Genomic DNA, 2,107 nt, shown 5'->3' with positions numbered 1-2,107 from the left:
CAGCACGAAGTGGCAAAAATGATCCAGGTAAAGCCCGGCGTGTTTACCAAGTTCCTTGATACCAACCGCTGGCGCTATGCACGCGGCAAGGTAAAGCTGGCCTATCAGGACAGGATTGATGCCGGATACATGCGGAACAAGGCGCATCCATACACCGACAATAACGGCGAGGAGCATCTTGGAAATACCATTCGCATCACGACCAAGGGCTTGCTGAAGTTTGCCCAGATCGTGCCGGGTGCAAAGCTTGATCCAGTTGTCGAGGATGCCATGCGCCCTTTCGCCAAGAAGCGGGAGACAGAACCGGCGTAATCCACGCCGGTCTCCCGGTCAGCGGCCACCTGCCATCTGACGAAGAACTGCTGATCTGGATGGCTGAATGCGATGACTGGAACCGTGTCGTGGCGAACGAACCCCGGAATACCGAGGCGTTCATGCAGGCTAATTGGCGCAGTCTGGAAATCCAGAAACGCCGGGGCATCCGCCCCTACGTCGAGCAGGCACGGCAGAATTGGTTGCAGAGGCGGCGGGTTGTGCCGTTGAGGTCGGAGAAGGTGAAGGAGCGTGAGTTGATCGCGTAGGAAACGGGGCCGCTCCGGGTGGGCGGCCCTTTTGTATCTACTGCCTTATGTTTCAGGCATATCGCTTATTTTGTATTTAGATCCATTGTGCGCAATCCTAAATTCAACTTCTATTTTCTCTCCCGTTTCAATGGTTGCAGTTAACTCTTTCGCAGAATACAATTTCTGATCATTATTTATCATTATATCAAGTATGTCTCTTGACGACTTTAAGCCATTATCTTCCCACACACGTATAATTTTATAATTTATTTCTTTTCTAATTAGTTTCCATAAATGAAAACTGGAAGAGCAGTGATTATCTTTGTTTCTATGCTTCGCCCCTGTTATGCAATAGTCCCCATAATCCGGAATATTATCATTCGGATTTTTTGCGGCATTTGCATTTACATAATATTTATATACCAAAATATTTATCCATATATGTCTGATGTTAAGGGACAATTCCCCATGCAATGATATATGGAATCCTTTCGATTCTCTCCCCATGCTGAAAACACAACTGATGGCTGCATATATGGTCGTCTCTGTCCAAAATGGACAACCTGCCGATGTGGTATTATATTACCGCTTTGGCAGGAGATTAGGATGTCCACACAAGCTGCGCTACTGGCTGCACAGTCCGTTATGTTGCTGGCTACAACCGTTGGCGTAGCTGTGGCGGCACGTTGCCTGGGCCAGGCCGCCAAGGATCTTCGTGAGATCAGGCGAGAGGGTCATAAAAAAACGGATGGCATCTGCGTGGATGACGACAGGTGCGGCTGCCTATTTATTCCGACTGGCGAAGATTGCTGATCCCATCTTCATTAAGTATCAGGCCGGATGTTGCTTCCGCTGCTTGCGCAAGCTGTGTTGCCATGTAGCTTTCGGCTAAAGGAACGATGTTCTCCGGCTTGATATCCATTTTCCTGATATATATCGGTATGGTGATGTCATAGGGGTATATTCTGAATATCACCTCATACGCACGAAATGGCGGTGAATTTTCAGGTTCTTTCTTGACTTTCTGAATTGATACCAACTCAGGACGCACGGGGATCTTAGAGCCCGATCCGAAAGTTTTTGAACAATACCAGCCTGTTGTGATTCATCCGTCTTTACGAAGAGATGGAGTGAATGGTGACATGGACTGGTATTGCCCGACGTGAACATAGCCGGGAAGGACTGCGATATCCATCGGATATGATGGACGGGGAATGGGCTTTGATCGTGCCATTTATACCCCCGGCGAAACGTGGTGGTCGTCCCCGCACGACGGATATGCGCGAGGTGGTCAACGCGATGCTCTACATAGCCTCGGCCGGGTGTGCGTGGCGTTTGCTGCCGAAATGCTTTCCGCCGGTCTCGACCGTCAGGCGCTATTTTTACGCCTGGCGTGATGCCGGATTGTTCGAAGTCATGAATACGGTCCTGGTCATGAGCCTGCGCGAGATTGAGGGGCGTGAAGCCTCTCCAAGCGCGGGCGTGATTGATAGCCAGTCGGTAAAAACCACGGAAAGCGGCGGGCTTTCGGGCTATGACGCGGG

At 50.1% G+C, this 2,107-nt stretch carries 5 protein-coding genes; 3 read left to right on the top strand and 2 right to left on the bottom strand.

Going from position 1 to position 2,107, the window contains the following annotated elements:
* The coding region (locus GEU01_RS21090) for a phage antirepressor KilAC domain-containing protein (protein ID WP_019087589.1) at positions 1–312 on the top strand (312 nt) is incomplete at its 5' end.
* Between the two features lie 59 nt (positions 313–371).
* Complete coding sequence (locus GEU01_RS21085) at positions 372–581, top strand: hypothetical protein (protein ID WP_019087588.1); 210 nt, start codon at positions 372–374, stop codon at positions 579–581.
* Between the two features lie 45 nt (positions 582–626).
* Here the strand turns inward: GEU01_RS21085 and GEU01_RS26055 are convergent, their stop codons facing one another.
* Both GEU01_RS26055 and GEU01_RS27170 read right to left on the bottom strand, forming a co-directional pair.
* The gene (locus GEU01_RS26055; protein ID WP_157212917.1) at positions 627–1,070 is read right to left on the bottom strand and encodes a hypothetical protein; all 444 of its coding nucleotides are present in this window, start codon (positions 1,068–1,070) and stop codon (positions 627–629) included.
* Positions 1,071–1,350: 280 nt separating this feature from the next.
* Positions 1,351–1,614 carry a hypothetical protein gene (locus GEU01_RS27170; RefSeq protein WP_232272654.1) on the bottom strand — a complete coding sequence of 88 codons (264 nt, stop codon included), beginning with the start codon at positions 1,612–1,614 and terminating at the stop codon, positions 1,351–1,353.
* An 83-nt stretch (positions 1,615–1,697) separates the two neighbouring features.
* On the opposite strand from GEU01_RS27170, the gene GEU01_RS21075 reads away from it, so the two are divergent.
* A partial coding sequence (locus GEU01_RS21075) for an IS5 family transposase (protein WP_042711013.1) occupies positions 1,698–2,107 on the top strand: 410 nt, incomplete at its 3' end.

This window comes from Komagataeibacter europaeus LMG 18890, from assembly GCF_000285295.1.
Taxonomy (GTDB): domain Bacteria; phylum Pseudomonadota; class Alphaproteobacteria; order Acetobacterales; family Acetobacteraceae; genus Komagataeibacter; species Komagataeibacter europaeus.
The sequence above is the reverse complement of the archived record's forward strand: the minus strand, read 5'-3'. Positions and strand labels throughout refer to the sequence as shown.

Coding starts and splice junctions, on each gene's coding strand:
- GEU01_RS21085 (WP_019087588.1), top strand. CDS start 372: ATGGCTGAATGCGATGACTGGAACCGTGTCGTGGCGAACGAACCCCGG.
- GEU01_RS26055 (WP_157212917.1), bottom strand. CDS start 1,070: ATGGGGAGAGAATCGAAAGGATTCCATATATCATTGCATGGGGAATTG.